11 protein-coding genes are annotated in these 14,325 nt (G+C 65.9%); 2 read left to right on the top strand and 9 right to left on the bottom strand.

Going from position 1 to position 14,325, the window contains the following annotated elements; genetic code table 11:
* Positions 1–71 precede the first annotated feature (71 nt).
* Positions 72–2,969 carry an excinuclease ABC subunit UvrA gene (gene uvrA / locus E5673_RS06380; protein ID WP_136189364.1) on the bottom strand — a complete coding sequence of 966 codons (2,898 nt, stop codon included), beginning with the start codon at positions 2,967–2,969 and terminating at the stop codon, positions 72–74.
* A gap of 203 nt (positions 2,970–3,172) precedes the next feature.
* On the opposite strand from uvrA, the gene E5673_RS06375 reads away from it, so the two are divergent.
* Together E5673_RS06375 and E5673_RS06370 are read left to right on the top strand one after the other, a co-directional pair.
* Complete coding sequence (locus E5673_RS06375; RefSeq protein ID WP_136189363.1) at positions 3,173–3,991, top strand: energy transducer TonB; 819 nt, start codon at positions 3,173–3,175, stop codon at positions 3,989–3,991.
* 102 nt (positions 3,992–4,093) lie between these two features.
* A complete protein-coding gene (locus E5673_RS06370; RefSeq protein ID WP_136189362.1) occupies positions 4,094–4,681 on the top strand; it encodes a hypothetical protein in 588 nt (195 codons plus the stop codon).
* A 45-nt stretch (positions 4,682–4,726) separates the two neighbouring features.
* Here the strand turns inward: E5673_RS06370 and E5673_RS06365 are convergent, their stop codons facing one another.
* The 8 genes from E5673_RS06365 to E5673_RS06330 form a co-directional block, all read right to left on the bottom strand.
* A complete protein-coding gene (locus E5673_RS06365; protein WP_136189361.1) occupies positions 4,727–5,878 on the bottom strand; it encodes a GGDEF domain-containing protein in 1,152 nt (383 codons plus the stop codon).
* 783 nt (positions 5,879–6,661) lie between these two features.
* Entirely contained in the window at positions 6,662–8,056 is a 1,395-nt protein-coding gene (gene lpdA / locus E5673_RS06360) for a dihydrolipoyl dehydrogenase (protein ID WP_136189360.1), read from the bottom strand.
* A 1-nt stretch (position 8,057) separates the two neighbouring features.
* On the bottom strand, positions 8,058–8,417 hold the full coding sequence (locus tag E5673_RS06355) for a DUF5615 family PIN-like protein (RefSeq protein WP_136189359.1): 360 nt from the start codon (positions 8,415–8,417) through the stop codon (positions 8,058–8,060).
* A gap of 3 nt (positions 8,418–8,420) precedes the next feature.
* Positions 8,421–8,657: a DUF433 domain-containing protein gene (locus tag E5673_RS06350; RefSeq protein ID WP_056060652.1), complete on the bottom strand. Its 237-nt coding sequence runs from the start codon at positions 8,655–8,657 to the stop codon at positions 8,421–8,423.
* Between the two features lie 7 nt (positions 8,658–8,664).
* Positions 8,665–9,915 (bottom strand): 2-oxoglutarate dehydrogenase complex dihydrolipoyllysine-residue succinyltransferase, encoded by a 1,251-nt coding sequence (odhB, locus tag E5673_RS06345; RefSeq protein WP_136189358.1) that lies wholly within the window; start codon positions 9,913–9,915, stop codon positions 8,665–8,667.
* A 101-nt stretch (positions 9,916–10,016) separates the two neighbouring features.
* A complete protein-coding gene (locus tag E5673_RS06340; RefSeq protein ID WP_136189357.1) occupies positions 10,017–12,953 on the bottom strand; it encodes a 2-oxoglutarate dehydrogenase E1 component in 2,937 nt (978 codons plus the stop codon).
* 160 nt (positions 12,954–13,113) lie between these two features.
* Positions 13,114–13,998: a succinate--CoA ligase subunit alpha gene (gene sucD / locus E5673_RS06335; RefSeq protein WP_056047458.1), complete on the bottom strand. Its 885-nt coding sequence runs from the start codon at positions 13,996–13,998 to the stop codon at positions 13,114–13,116.
* 34 nt (positions 13,999–14,032) lie between these two features.
* Positions 14,033–14,323, bottom strand: a complete 291-nt coding sequence (locus E5673_RS06330) for a GIY-YIG nuclease family protein (protein WP_136189356.1) — start codon at positions 14,321–14,323, stop codon at positions 14,033–14,035.
* Positions 14,324–14,325 lie beyond the last annotated feature (2 nt).

The following is a 14,325-nucleotide window of genomic DNA, read 5'->3' as shown; positions in this document are numbered from 1 at the left end:
GAGCGGACCCAACTGGTATGCCCTCACCCTTCCGACCCATGTTGTTTGCCTCTCCCCCAAGAGAAGTAAAATCACTTCTCCGCCGCCACCCGCTTCTCCAGCAACGGAGCCAGATACTTCCCCGTAAAGCTGCCCTTGGCCTTCGCGACCTTCTCCGGCGTCCCCTCTGCGACGATCTCGCCGCCCTTGACGCCGCCTTCGGGGCCCAGGTCGAGGACCCAGTCGGCGGTCTTGATGACGTCGAGATTGTGTTCGATCACGACGACCGTGTTGCCTTGCTCGACCAGCGCGTGGAGGACCTCCAACAACTTGCGCACGTCCTCGAAGTGGAGGCCGGTGGTGGGTTCGTCGAGGATGTAGAGCGTGTTGCCGGTGGCGCGGCGCGAGAGTTCCTTGGCGAGCTTGACGCGTTGCGCTTCGCCGCCCGAGAGCGTCGTCGCCTGCTGGCCGACCTTGACGTAGCCGAGGCCGACCTCGACCAGCATCGCCATCTTGTCGCGGATCGGGGGGACCGCCTTGAAGAACTCGGCGGCGTCCTCGACCGTCATGTCGAGCACGTCGGCGATCGAATGGCCCTTGAACTTCACCTCGAGCGTCTCGCGATTGTAGCGCGCGCCGTGGCAGACGTCGCAGGTGACGTAGACGTCGGGGAGGAAGTGCATCTCGATCTTGAGCACGCCGTCGCCCTGGCACGCCTCGCAGCGGCCGCCCTTGACGTTGAAGCTGAAGCGGCCGGGCTTGTAGCCGCGCGCCTGCGATTCCGGCAGTCCGGCGAACCAGTCGCGGATCTGCGTGAAGCTGCCGGTGTAGGTGGCGGGGTTGCTGCGTGGGGTGCGGCCGATTGGCGACTGGTCGATGTCGATGACCTTGTCGAGATACTGGAGGCCGGTGATCTTGTCGTGCTTGCCCTGGACGATGCGCGCGCCGTTCAGCTCGCGCGCGGCGGCGGCGTAGAGCGTGTCGATCGTGAAACTCGACTTGCCCGAGCCGGAGACGCCGGTGATGCAGGTGAAGGTGCCGAGCGGCAGGCTTGCGGTGACGCCGCGCAGGTTGTTGGCGACCGCGTTGTGGACGGTGAGCTTCTTGCCGTTGCCTTTCCGTCGCGTGGTTGGGACCGGCACCTCGCGCGTGCCGTTGAGATAGTCGGCGGTGATGCTGCCCTTCGACTTGAGGATCTGCTTCAGCGTGCCCTGCGCGACGACCTGACCGCCGCGGACGCCGGCGCCGGGGCCCATGTCGATGATGTAGTCGGCGGTGCGGATCGCGTCCTCGTCATGCTCGACGACGAGCACGGTGTTGCCGAGATCGCGCAGACGGCGGAGCGTCTTGAGGAGCATGTCGTTGTCGCGCTGGTGCAGGCCGATCGAGGGCTCGTCGAGGACGTAGAGCACGCCGGACAAGCCGCTGCCAATCTGCGATGCGAGGCGGATGCGCTGGCTCTCGCCGCCGCTGAGCGTGCCGGAGGTGCGGTCGAGGTTGAGGTAGTCGAGGCCGACGTTGTTGAGGAAGCCCAGACGCTCGACGATCTCCTTGAGGATGCGTTCGGCGATCGCGTTCTGCTGGTCGCCGAGATGCTGGGGCATGTCGGTGAAGAACTGGAGCGCGTCGACCACCGAGAGATGCGTGGCGTAGGAGATGTCCTTCATCGCGATCTTGACCGCGAGCGCTTCGGGTTTCAGCCGCGCGCCGCCGCAGACTTCACAGGGGGCGGCGGACTGGTACTTGCTCAGCTCCTCGCGCATCCAGGCGGAATCGGTCTGGAGCATGCGGCGGTTGAGGTTGCCGATGACGCCCTCGAACGGCTTCGACACGTCGTATTTCTTCTTGCCGTCGATGAAGGTGAGCGTGACGGGCTTGCCCTTCGAGCCGTGCAGGATGGTGCTCTGGACCTCCGGCGGGAGGTCGGACCAGGGCGTCTCGATGTCGAACTTGAACTCGCGCGCGAGGCTGCCAAGGACCTGCATGTAATAGGGCGACGGCGGGTTGGATTTCGCCCAGGGCACGACCGCGCCCTTCTTGATGCTGAGCATGTGATTGGGGACGACGAGGTCTTCGTCGAACAGCAGCTTCTCGCCGAGGCCGTCGCAGGCCGGGCATGCACCCTGGGGGGCGTTGAACGAGAACAGGCGTGGCTCGATCTCGGAGATGGTGAAGCCGCTGACCGGGCAGGCGAATTTTTCGCTGAAGACGATGCGGCCGTCGGGGGCGTTGTTGCCTAGGATTTCCGATTTCGGTGTGTGCGGTTCGACCGGGTCGGCGGGGTCGACATAGGCGAGGCCGTCGGCGAGTTTCAGTGCGGTTTCGAAGCTCTCGGCCAGACGCGTGGCGATCTCGCCGCCGACGACGAGGCGGTCGACGACGACTTCGATGTCGTGCTTGTACTTCTTGTCGAGCGCGGGGGCTTCGTCGATGTCGTGGATCGTGCCGTCGATGCGGACGCGCGCGAAGCCCGCCTTCTGCCACTCGGCGAGTTCCTTGCGGTACTCACCCTTGCGGCCGCGAACGACGGGGGCGAGCAAATAGAGGCGCGTACCCTCGGGGAGCGCCATGACGCGGTCGACCATCTGGCTGACGGTCTGCGCCGCAATGGGCTCGCCGGTCGCGGGCGAGTACGGGATGCCGACGCGCGCCCAGAGCAGGCGCATATAGTCGTAGATTTCGGTGACGGTGGCGACGGTCGAGCGCGGGTTGCGGCTGGTCGTCTTCTGCTCGATCGAGATCGCCGGGCTGAGGCCCTCGATGTGGTCGACGTCGGGCTTCTGCATCAGTTCGAGGAACTGGCGGGCGTAGGCGGACAGGCTCTCGACGTAGCGGCGCTGGCCCTCGGCGTAGATCGTGTCGAACGCCAGGCTCGACTTGCCCGAGCCCGAGAGGCCGGTGATCACCGTGAGCGTGTCGCGGGGGATGTCGATGTCGACGTCCTTGAGGTTGTGCTCGCGCGCGCCGCGTACGGAAATCTTTGTCAGCATGAGGCTGGTTCTACTTCTGTTCTGATCGGGAGACTAGTGGGAGAGATAGGAATGCATGAGGCCGGGTGCCAGTTCATCCGGGACGATCGATTGCGCAACGGGCGATCTGGGCGTCGACTCGGCTTGCAACCGTGCGGCGTATTTTGGAGAACCGACGAACGGGACGCGGTGCAAGGGTATGATGCGATGACGAGTATTTTTGGATGCCGCTGATGCTGGGACTGGCCGCTGCGGCTGCGCTGGCGGAGCCCACGGCCGCGCCGTTGACGCCGGCGGGCAAGTGGAACGTCGATTATGGCGCGACCGCCTGCATGCTCGGCCGCACCTATGCCACCGGCAAGGCGGAGACGATTCTGGCGCTGCGTCGGCTGCCGCTGGCGTCGACGCTCGAGCTGATGGTCTACACCAATGGTCGTAGCGTAACGATGCGGCTGGGCCAGGCGAAGATCGGCATAGTCGGCGGGGGATCGGATGACAGCCGGTACGAGAGTTATCCGACCCAGGCTTCGGGCAAGCGGATGACGCGCATGCAGGTCGATGCCACGCTGTTCGAAACGCTGCCCGCCGATGCCGTGTTGCGCATCACCCCGGACAAGATGTCGGGCTGGGCGTTCGCGATGCCAAATGCGAAGGCGGCGTTCGAGGCCTTGGCCAAATGCAATGATTCGACGGCCAAGGAGTGGGGCATCGACCCGACCGAGCGCGCGAAGATCGCCCAGCCTGCCAAGGCGACGACGCGGCCCGAATACTGGGTCGGGCCCGACGATTACCCGAGGACGATCGTCGGCAAGGGTGCGCAGGGGACGTCGACGGTCCTGTGGACGATCGGCCTCGACGGGCGGGTTGCGGATTGCCGGCCCGTGGTGACGAGCGGCGAGGTCGAACTCGACAAGGCGGCCTGCAGCGCGATCATGCGGCATGCGCGCTACACACCCGCGCTCGGCTTCGACGGCAAGCCGATGGTCAGCCACGCGACGCAAAAGGTGACGTGGCGATTGCCGGGCGCCTGGTCCGGCAACTGATCGACCATCACGGGTGGACAGGCCAAGCCGCCGGGGTTGCACTCCGGTATCGGTGTATTATCTTGTTCGTACACACTGACGCGGAATGGCACAGAGGACGACATGGGCAAGAAGAAGGACGAGAGGAAGCGGCGCGAGCGCGAGGCCGAGATGGCGGCGGCTCAGGGTCAGTCGGGTGCTGGGCATGAGGGCCATGGGCATGACGCGCACAAGCATGACGCGCACAGGCATGAGGGCCGGAAGCACGAGGGTCGCAAGCATGAAGGCGGCGCGCCGTTCGCGGGGATCGCTGCTACCATCGCGCGACAGATGGGGACGCCGGTCGGGCGGCAGATGATCGCGGCGGGGCTGATGGCCGCGGCGACGGCGATCTCGAAGCATGATGCGAAATCGAGTGCTCGGCCGACGCCGCCTACGCCTCCGACGCCCCCTGCCCCGCCTTCCCCTGCCTCGTCCTCGGCACAGGCTGAGCCTGCAGCATCGAAGGTCGAGCCGGACGTGGCGGCCGAGCCTACCAAGCCGCAGGGCAATGGTCCGTTTGCCGGGGATACGCCGGAGCCACCGCGGAGCGAGACGAACGCGCTGCCGCCCGAGTTCGCGAAGGTGCTGGACTCGGTCACGGTGGGACTCGAGCGGTTGTTCGTCGGGTTCGGCAAGCCGACCGCGAAGAAGGACCCGCCTGCCGCTTAAGTGTGCAGGACCGCGACGCCGCGCGCGGCGTTGCGGTCCTGCGGCTCAGGCTGCCTTTATGTAGATGGCGGGTTGGCGGCGGTCGCCCTTTGCGAGGTACATCGCGCGGTCTGCACCGGCGATGAGGTCGACGATCGGTGTGTCGGGGTCGCCCTCGACGACGCCGATGCTGACTCCGAGCGTGCCATGGGCGGCCATGCGCGGCGCCATGGTCTGCGCGAACCGCGTCGCGATGCGATCGCCGATGATGCTGGCCTGCTCGGTCTGGACGTCGGGCAGCATGCAGACGAACTCGTCGCCGCCCCATCGGATCAGGTGGCCTTGTTGGCCGACGGCCTCGTGCGCGATCTCTGCGAAGGTGCGGAGTGCGGCGTCGCCGGCGGCGTGGCCTAGCGTGTCGTTGAGCGCCTTGAAGCGATCGAGGTCGAGCATCATCACCGTCAGCGTGCGCGGCGCGTGGCGGCCGGCGAAGGTCTGCGCGATGCGGTCCAGGCCGGCGCGGTTGAACGCGCCGGTGAGCCAGTCGCGCTCCATCTGATCGAGCAGCTGGCTTTGGCCACGCTCGGCCTGGAGGATCAGCAGCGAGAAGGCGCGGAAGATGATGAAGGCGATCTGGCCCGCCGCGAGCCAGGCACCGAGATCGTCGTGACGGCCGGTCAGCTGCGTGCCGATGCGGTCGCCGTAAGCCAGCCACGCGCGGCCGAGGAACATCGGCACGGTGACCGCGAACAGCGCGGCGACGATCCAGCCGGTCTGTAGCGAGTCACGACGCGCGAGACGGACGGCGACGATCACCACGACGAGGTCGAACCCGGCGCGGATGACGCTGAGATAAGCGACGCGGAGGTGGAAATGCGCCGGGTCGTGCGTGAACCAGAGGGGCAGGCCAAGGACCGCGGCGGTCGCCAGCATCGACGTCAGGCGCGCGTCGGGACGGCTGAACTTCACGACCGCGCCGGCGATCAGCGCATAGCCCATCACCACCGCGGGATTGCCGATGCTGGGCGCCCAGGGGAGGCCGATCCGATCGTTGAGCACCGCCATCAGCGCGCCGCACCCGGCGATCAGGTGGCCGGCGCCCCATAGCCCTGCCCACGATCCGAACCGACCGGTTGCCAGCGGGATGAGGTGAATGAACCCGGCGACCAGCATGCCAAGGCCTGCGACGACGTAGAGAGTAGAGAGATCGAGCGCCACGGGGACCTGCTTGTTCGTTCGTTAGGCGGACTAATAGGTTGGCTTTGCTAAGGATTGGTTCCGGTTGGGGGGTGGGGGCGGAAGTTTGCTTTTTGGGTGGGGTGGGTTGGGGGTGGCGCGATGAGGAGCCGGACGCCGAAGGTGATAGGCGATGCGGAGGGCGGATGTGGTGGCGTGCCAAGAATGTTTCCCCGAGAAGGCGGGGACCCAGACTGGGCTCCCGCCTTCGCGGGAGAACAAGAAGGCGGCCGGTATCGTTTGGGGCGGAGTGGCTCTGGCTTGACCGACGTTGTCGGGCGTTGTCGGGCGTTTCGTGCACGCCACCCCAGATTGCGCCCAGTTGTTGCGCTCCTCCCCCGTCATTCCGGCGGACGCCCGCACCCATGGTCGCGAACCGGGTCATGCTAGCGTGATATCGCTGGGGCCACCGTAACCGTGGGTCCCGGCGTTCGCCGGGATGACGGGAGGGGCTGTGTTGGGCTTTGCGGGTGGACGGGGCGTGGGCGAACTGGCGAACTGCGGCAACATCCATCCCCCCCGATCGAACTCAACCTTTGCCCCCTTGCCTTCGCCTTCGCCTTCGCCGCCCTCGCGCTGCACCTTCAACTCTCTCGCTGCAAACGCAGAGAGGGCGCCGGTGGATTGCCACCGACGCCCTCTCAATCCTACTTCACTTGCGGAAGCTGCGCCCTGCTTGGCCGGACAGGGGCTAAGCCCCTGTCGTCGGACGGCGCTGGAGCGCCCCCGGCCGGGCACGCCCTTTGGATCCATATCTAGCAATTGCTAGATATGGATGGGCTTGCCTTGCACAGCCATCGCGGCTTCCTTGATCGCCTCGGCATGCGTGGGATGCGCATGACAGGTGTAGGCGATGTCTTCGCTGGTCGCGCCGAATTCCATCGCGATGGCAGCTTCGGCGATCAGCGTGCCGGCGAGGCTGGAGACGATCCAGACGCCGAGGACGCGGTCGGTCTTGGCGTCGGCGATGATCTTCACGAAGCCGTCGGTGTCGCGGTTGGTCTTGGCGCGGCTGTTCGCGGCGAACGGGAACTTACCGACCTTGATCTCGGTCTTGTCGCGCGCCGCCTCCTCGGTGAGGCCGACGCCGGCGATCTCGGGCATCGTGTAGACGACGCTCGGGATGACGTCCTCGTTGACGATGCCGGTCTGGCCGGCGATGTTTTCCGCGACCGCGACGCCCTCGTCCTCGGCCTTGTGCGCGAGCATCAGGCCGGGGATGCAGTCGCCGATCGCCCAGACGCCGTCGACCTTCGTGCGGAACGAGTGGTCGGTTTCGATCTGGCCGCGCTTGTTGAGTTCGAGGCCGATGGCTTCGAGGTTGAGGCCGTCGACGTTGGCCTTGCGCCCGATCGAGACGAGCACCGCGTCGGCGGTCAGCGTCTCGGATGCGCCACCGGCGGCGGGCTCGACGGTGACGGTCGCGACGCCGTCGGCGACCGTCACACCGGTGACCTTGGTCGAGAGCTTCAGTTCCATGCCCTGCTTCTTAAAGAGCTTGGCGGTCTCGCGGCGGACTTCGCCGTCGAAGCCGGGGAGGATCTGGTCGACGAACTCGACGACGGTGACCTTCGCGCCGAGACGGCGCCAGACCGACCCGAGTTCGAGCCCGATCACGCCGCCACCGATGACGACCATGTGCTCGGGGACCTTGGGGATCTCGAGCGCGCCGGTGCTGTCGACGACGGTCTTCTGGTCGACCTCGACGCCGGGGAGCGGCATGACGCTGGAGCCGGTGGCGATGACGATGTTCTTCGCGGTGACTTTCTGGCCGGCTACGTCGACGGTGTGCGCGTCCTCGAACGCGGCCCTGCCCTTGAGCCAGGTCACCTTGTTCTTCTTGAACAGGAATTCGACGCCGCCGGTCAGTTCCTTGACGGCCTTGGCCTTCTCGGCGTGCATCTGGTCGAGGTTCAAGGTGACGCCCTGGAAGTCGATGCCGAACTTCGTCATGTGGCCGCCCTTGGCCTCCTCGTAGATCTCGGAGGCGTGGAGCAGCGCCTTGGACGGGATGCAGCCGACGTTGAGACAGGTGCCGCCGAGCGTCTCGCGGGACTCGGCGCAAGCGGTGCGCAGGCCGAGCTGCGCGGCGCGGATCGCCGCGACGTAACCGCCGGGGCCCGCACCGATCACGAGGACGTCATAGTCGTAGTCAGCCATGTTATGCTCCAGCGGGGAACGGCTTACTGCGTTCGCCGTCCTTGGTTATCGTTGTGATGTGGCCTTCGAAGCCACCACCGGCCAACACTGCGATCAGGCGGTCGGCGATGGCATCCGGATGCACGCGGTTCAGTCGATTATATAGTATCGCGCAGGGCGCAGGGTAACCACGGTTGAAGATCAGGTCGCCGAAGTCACGGTCGTCCGTGACCAATATGAGCGCCGCGATATCGCCTCGCGCCAGTATCTCCGGGTCCTTGGCGCCGCGCGATGTTTCCCGGATCCATTCGACGGCGTGACCCGCACTGCGCAACCGCGCGACGACAACCGGATGCTGGTTTTCGTCGGCGAGCAGATGCACCCGTCAGGCCGCTTTGCGCTGCGCCGCGACCGTCGAGTCGACCAGCAGGTCTCGCGCGAACGCAATCGCTGCACGGACGTCTTCCTCGGTGATATGGTCGAAGGCGGCGAGAACGTCGGTGATGCTCGCACCGTCTTCGAAATATTCGAGGATCAGCTCGACCGATATCCGCGTACCCTTGACCACGGGCTTGCCGCCCAGGATCTCTGGGTCCGAATGGATATGGTCGCGCCAGTTCATCGCTACCTCACAGGTCGATCAGGATACGGGTCGGATCCTCGATAGCATTTTTCAGCGCCACCAGGAACGTCACGGCTTCGCGGCCGTCGATCAGGCGGTGGTCGTAGCTGAGCGCGAGGTACATCATCGGGCGGATGACGATCTGGCCGTTGACGACGACCGGGCGCTCCTCGATGCGGTGGAGGCCCAGCACGGCGGACTGCGGCGGGTTGATGATCGGGGTCGACATCAGCGAGCCGAACACGCCGCCGTTCGAGATCGTGAAGGTGCCGCCCTTCATCTCATCCATCTTGAGCGCGCCTTCCTTGGCGCGCTTGCCGAAGTCGCCGATCGTCTTCTCGATCGTCGCGACCGACATCTGGTCCGCGTCGCGGATCACGGGGACGACGAGGCCGCCGGGCGACGAGACCGCGACCGAGATGTCGGCATAGTCGTGATAGACGATGTCGTCGCCGTCGATCGACGCGTTGACCGACGGGATGTCGCGCAGCGCCATGGTGGCGGCCTTCACGAAGAAGCCCATGAAGCCGAGGCGGACGCCGTGCTTCTTCTCGAACAGGTCCTTGTACTTGGCGCGTGCCTCGATCACCGCGGTCATGTCGACGTCGTTGAACGTCGTCAGCATGGCCGCCGTGTTCTGCGCTTCCTTGAGGCGCTTGGCGATCGTCTGGCGGAGGCGCGTCATGCGCACGCGTTCCTCGCCACGACCCGATGCGGCGGCGGGGGCTGCGGCCGGAGCGGGTGCGGCGGCGGGCGCAGGCACGGGCTTGCTCGACGCGGCGGCGGTCACGTCTTCCTTGGTGATGCGACCGTCGCGGCCGGTGCCCTTGACGGTGCCGGGGTCGACGCCGTGCTCGAGCACCGCGCGGCGGACCGACGGGGAGAGCGCGGCGGGCGAGTCGCTGGTGCCGGCACCGGGCTGGTCGCCGTACCCTGCGCCGGACTCGTCCTTGGCGGCGGGAGCAGCGGGAGTTGCCGTCGCGGCGGGCGCGGGTGCAGGGGCCGACGCGGCGGCGCCGTCACCCGAGTCGATCGTGGCGAGCATCGCGCCGACCTGCACGGTGTCGCCGACGGCGACCGCGTGCTGGCCCATGACGCCGGCGACCGGCGACGGGACCTCGACCGAGACCTTGTCGGTCTCGAGGCTGGCGATCGGCTCGTCGACCGCGACGGGATCGCCGGGCTGCTTCAGCCACTCGCCGAGGGTGGCTTCGGTGATCGATTCACCCAGGACGGGGACGGTGACTTCGGTTGCCATGTTTGCTTCTACCTTTTGTGCTCCTGCGGACGCAGGGGCCTAGGGTTACTCTGCCGCACCCTGGGTTCCTGCTTTCGCAGGAATACAGAGAGCGGGTTCAATCAGTTTGCGCGGGTGCGGCGGATTTCGTCGCGGACGGAGTGGCCGAGCGCGTCGGCGACGAGCGCGCCCTGTTCGGCCTGGTGACGCTTCATCAGGCCGGTCGCGGGCGATGCCGAGGCGTTGCGTCCGGCATAGCGCGCGCGCTTCACGCGAGAGTCGACCGTTGCCAGCGCCTCCTCGATCAGCGGCTCGACGAAGAACCAATAGCCGTTGTTCTTCGGCTCTTCCTGCGCCCAGACGATCTCCTCCAGGTTCGGCATCCGTGCGACGCGCTCGGCGATCGGGTTGCCGGGGAAGGGATAGAGCTGTTCCACGCGGACGATCTGCGTGTCGGTGTCGCCCGCCGCGTCGCGTGCCTCGATCAGGTCGTACGCGACCTTGCCGGTGCACAGGACCAGACGCTTCGTATCGACGTCGGCGGCCGGATTGGTATCCGACAACAGGCGGCGGAAGTGGCTGTCGCCCTGGAAATCCTCGGCGTTCGACACCGCCAGCTTGTGCCGCAACAACGACTTCGGCGTCATCACGATCAGCGGCTTGCGGAAGTTGCGGTGCATCTGCCGGCGAAGCAGGTGGAAATAGTTCGCCGGGCTGGTGCAGTTCGCGACCTGGATGTTGTCGTCCGCGCAGGACTGGAGGAAGCGCTCGGGACGTGCCGAGCTGTGCTCTGGCCCCTGCCCTTCATAGCCGTGCGGGAGCAGCATCACGAGGCCGTTGGCGCGGAGCCACTTCGACTCGCCGGACGTGATGAACTGATCGATCATGATCTGCGCGCCGTTGACGAAATCGCCGAACTGCGCCTCCCAGAGGACCAGCGTCTTCGGATCGGCGAGCGCGTAGCCGTACTCGAACCCGAGCACGCCGTATTCGCTGAGCGGGCTGTCGAGCACCTCGAAGCGGCCGTGCTCGATCTCCTGCAACGGCACATACTTGTGCTCGTCGGTCTGGTCGACCCAGACCGCATGGCGCTGCGAGAAGGTGCCGCGGCCTGAGTCCTGGCCGGACAGACGGACGCCGTACCCTTCCGAGAGGAGGCCGCCGAATGCGAGTGCTTCGCCGGTCGCCCAGTCGAAGCCCTTGCCCGACTTGAACATCTCGCGCTTCGCATCGATCACGCGGTTGAGCGTCTTGTGGATCTTCACGCTGTCGGGGATCGTCGTCAGCGTGCGGCCGAGCGAATCGAACAGCTTCGTGCTGAGACCGGTCTCGACGTTGCGGCGGGCAGAGCCGCCGTCCGTGGGCGCGCTGAGGCCGGTCCAGCGACCGCCGAACCAATCCGCCTTGTTCGGCTTGTACGACGACCCGGCTTCGAACTCACCCTCGAGACGGAGCGTGAACTGCTTCACGTTCTCGTCGATCCAGGGCTGGTCGATCACGCCTTCCTTGATCAGGCGATCGCCGTAGACCGAGCTGACGCCGGGGTGCTTGCGGATGATGTCGTACATCAGCGGCTGCGTGAAGGACGGCTCGTCGCCTTCGTTGTGACCGAAGCGGCGATAGCACCACATGTCGATGACGATGTCGCGGTGAAATTTCTGGCGGAATTCCATCGCCATCTTGGTCGCGAAGGTGACCGCCTCGGGATCGTCGCCATTGACGTGGAAGACCGGCGCCTGGACGCCCTTGGCGACGTCCGACGGGTAGGGCGACGAGCGCGCGAACTGCGGCGAGGTCGTGAAGCCGACCTGGTTGTTGATGATGAAGTGAACACAGCCGCCGGTGTTGTAGCCGCGGATACCCGAGAAGCCGAGGCACTCCCAGACGATCCCCTGCCCCGCGAACGCCGCGTCGCCGTGGATCAGCACGGGCAGGCTAGCCACGTGATCCTTGAGATCGTTGCTGAGCGTCTGGATCGCGCGCGTCTTGCCGAGCACGACGGGATCGGCGGCTTCGAGATGCGACGGGTTGGCGACCAGGCTCATATGAACCTTGTGGCCGTCGAACTCGCGATCGGTGCTGGTGCCGAGGTGATACTTCACGTCGCCCGAACCGCCGATGTCGTCGGGGTTGGCCGAACCGCCGGCGAATTCGTGGAAGATCACGCGCAATGGCTTGGCCATCACGTTCGCCAGCACGTTGAGGCGACCGCGATGCGCCATGCCGATGACGAGCTCGCGCACGCCCATCTGGCCGCCATATTTGATCACGCTCTCAAGCGCGGGGATCATCGATTCGCCGCCGTCGAGCCCGAAGCGCTTCGTGCCGACATACTTCTTGCCGAGGAATTTCTCCCACTGCTCGGCCTCGATCACCTTGGTGAGGATCGCCTTCTTGCCGTCGATGGAGAATTCGATCGCCTTGTCCTGGCCCTCCATGCGCTCCTGGAGGAAGCGGCGCTCCTCGACGTCGGAGATGTGCATGTATTCGAGGCCGACATTGCCGCAATAGTTCTTGCGCAACGTGTCGACGAGCTCGCGGATCGAGACCCATTCGAAGCCCATCGTGCCGCCGAGATAGACCTTCCGGTCGATGTCGCCGTCGGAGAAGCCGTGATATTCGGTCTTCAGATCTTCGGGCATCTCGCGCTTCGAAAGGCCGAGCGGATCAAGGTTGGCGGCGAGGTGACCGCGGACGCGGTAGGTGCGGACGAGCAGTTGTGCGCGGATCGCGTCGGCCGCGGCCTTGGCGATCTCTTCTTTCGAGACGGGGGCTGGCGCTGCTGCGGCGGGAGCGGGCTTGCCGCCCTTGGCGGGCTTGGGCGCGGGCTCCATCTGGGTCGGATCGAGTGCCGCGGTCAGGTCGTCCGTGGTGGTGAGCGGCCAGCGGGCGCTCTCCCAGCTCGGGCCCTGCGCGGAGCCTTCCAGACCCTCGAAGAACGCGCGCCAACCGGATTCGACCGAGGCCGGGTCCGCGTTGAACTTGGCGTAGAGCGTCTCCACGAACGCCGGGCTGACGCCGGCTGCGATATCGCTGAAATCCTGGCCTTCGTAGCCCATCGTTCTCGTCCTCAGTGTCCCTCTCCCCGCGGGGGAGAGGGAGGGGCCCGCCCGCACTTGCGGGTGGGAGGGTGAGGGCACGGGCGGTCACGTGCCCTCACCCTTCCGCCGCTAAGAAGCGGCTCCTTCCCCCTCCCCGAACGGGAGAGAGGTAGTCAGTTCAGCCCTTCAACACGCTCAGCAGCGTCTCGCCGAGCAGGCTGGGGCTTTCCGAGACCTTGATCCCGGCAGCTTCCATCGCCGCGATCTTGCTCTCCGCGTCGCCCTTGCCGCCCGACACGATCGCGCCGGCATGGCCCATGCGACGGCCCGGAGGCGCCGTACGACCGGCGATGAAGCCTGCCATCGGCTTCGACCGACCGCGCTTGGCTTCGTCGCGGAGGAACTGTGCCGCCTGCTCTTCTGCGTCGCCGCCGATTTCGCCGATCATGATGATCGACTGGGTCTCGTCGTCGGCGAGGAACAGCTCGAGCACGTCGATGAAGTTCGTGCCGTTGACCGGATCGCCACCGATGCCGACCGCGGTCGTCTGACCAAGGCCTGCGTTCGACGTCTGGAACACTGCTTCATAGGTGAGCGTGCCTGAACGGCTGACAACGCCGACCGAGCCCTTCTTGAAGATCGAGCCGGGCATGATGCCGATCTTGCACTCGCCGGGGGTCAGCACGCCGGGGCAGTTCGGGCCGATGAGCCGCGACTTGGAGCCCGACAACGCGCGCTTGACCTTGACCATGTCGAGGACGGGAATGCCCTCGGTGATCGCGACGATCAGCTCGATCTCGGCGTCGATCGCCTCGAGGATCGAGTCGGCGGCGAAGGGGGGCGGCACGTAGATGACCGACGCGGTCGCGCCGGTCATCGCCTTGGCTTCGGCGACGGTGTTGTAGACGGGCAGGTCGAGGTGGGTCGTACCGCCCTTGCCGGGCGTGACGCCGCCGACCATCTGCGTGCCGTATTCCAGCGCCATCTTCGTGTGGAAGCTGCCGGTTTCGCCGGTCATGCCTTGCGTGATGACCTTTGTGTTCTTGTCGACGAGGATGCTCATCTAGTGCTCCTTGTGTCCCCGTTGGGGAACAGGATTAAAACAGTGACTCGAACAGGTCGTTCCAGTCGGGGTTCATTCGTTCGATCTCGGACAGTTTCCACTGCCGGTTCCACTTCTTCATCTGAAGTTCGCGCAGGCGCGCGTTGTCCAGATCGTCATGCACTTCATACCAAACTAGAAGTTTGCAGTGGTGCGTTTTCGTGAAACCGATGATCAGGCCGTTACGATGCTGGTAGGATCGTGCGGCGAGGTCGCTGGTCACACCGAGATAAATCGTTCCGTTGCGCGGGCTAGCCGTCATGTAGACGTAGCCGGCTATGTTCACCG

The sequence above is a fragment of the Sphingomonas sp. PAMC26645 genome, assembly GCF_004795835.1.
Lineage (GTDB): Bacteria > Pseudomonadota > Alphaproteobacteria > Sphingomonadales > Sphingomonadaceae > Sphingomonas.
The sequence above is the reverse complement of the archived record's forward strand: the minus strand, read 5'-3'. Positions and strand labels throughout refer to the sequence as shown.

Bases quoted from the DNA above. Each gene is read 5' to 3' on its own strand.
- uvrA (WP_136189364.1), bottom strand. From the start codon at position 2,969: ATGCTGACAAAGATTTCCGTACGCGGCGCGCGCGAGCACAACCTCAAG.
- E5673_RS06375 (WP_136189363.1), top strand. From the start codon at position 3,173: ATGCCGCTGATGCTGGGACTGGCCGCTGCGGCTGCGCTGGCGGAGCCC.
- E5673_RS06370 (WP_136189362.1), top strand. From the start codon at position 4,094: ATGGGCAAGAAGAAGGACGAGAGGAAGCGGCGCGAGCGCGAGGCCGAG.
- lpdA (WP_136189360.1), bottom strand. From the start codon at position 8,056: ATGGCTGACTACGACTATGACGTCCTCGTGATCGGTGCGGGCCCCGGC.
- E5673_RS06350 (WP_056060652.1), bottom strand. From the start codon at position 8,657: ATGAACTGGCGCGACCATATCCATTCGGACCCAGAGATCCTGGGCGGC.
- odhB (WP_136189358.1), bottom strand. From the start codon at position 9,915: ATGGCAACCGAAGTCACCGTCCCCGTCCTGGGTGAATCGATCACCGAA.
- E5673_RS06340 (WP_136189357.1), bottom strand. From the start codon at position 12,953: ATGGGCTACGAAGGCCAGGATTTCAGCGATATCGCAGCCGGCGTCAGC.
- sucD (WP_056047458.1), bottom strand. From the start codon at position 13,998: ATGAGCATCCTCGTCGACAAGAACACAAAGGTCATCACGCAAGGCATG.